This is a genomic window from Serratia sp. CY47280 (genome assembly GCF_052168655.1).
Classification (GTDB): domain Bacteria; phylum Pseudomonadota; class Gammaproteobacteria; order Enterobacterales; family Enterobacteriaceae; genus Serratia; species Serratia bockelmannii.
Genome location: NZ_JBJNMG010000017.1, coordinates 1 through 631, shown reverse-complemented (window position 1 = coordinate 631; position 631 = coordinate 1). Strand labels below are relative to the sequence as shown.

Sequence of the window (631 nt, the reverse complement as noted above, 5' to 3'; positions counted from 1 at the left end):
AGTAAAAGACCACCTCCTGAGGAGGTGGCTTTACATGACGCCCCCTAAAAGGGGGCAATTTTCGAGTTAATCCTGCAACAACTCCATCTGCTGTTCGATCTCTTGGTCCTTCTTATCCTGATACTTCACGTATCGCCTGATGATTTCTTCGTTTACTCCTACCGTATCGACAAAGTATCCCCTTGCCCAAAAATGATTGCCCCACAACTTCTTTCGTATATGTGGGAAACGATTGTAAAGCCGGATTGCACTGCGTCCTTTCAGGACGCCCATCAACGTCGAAATCGATAGCTTCGGGGGGACTATCACGACCAGATGCACATGATCTGGCTGAATATTTAGCTCAAGAACTTCACAGTCCTTCATGTTGCAGAGGATATAAATTGTTCGGTAGAGCTCTTTGCCCACCTTGTCGCGGAGGATTTTAAATCGATACTTCGGCGTCCAAACCAGGTGGTATTTGCAACGCCAGAACACATGTGATGAACTCCTGTATAAACCCATGTTGGTGATTTCCTTCTTACTTGTGGTGAGTAAGCTGGAATATTCCGGCATGGGTTTCCTTCAGGCTAGAGCCTCACAGGTTCAATCACCACCTCCTTAGGAGGTGGTTTAAGGCTTACAACAAAAA

General features: G+C 46.3%; 1 protein-coding gene. It reads right to left on the bottom strand.

Going from position 1 to position 631, the window contains the following annotated elements:
• Positions 1-66: 66 nt before the first annotated feature.
• A complete protein-coding gene (gene tnpA, locus ACJ8J4_RS24715) occupies positions 67-504 on the bottom strand; it encodes an IS200/IS605 family transposase (RefSeq protein WP_033633558.1) in 438 nt (145 codons plus the stop codon).
• Positions 505-631: the final 127 nt, after the last annotated feature.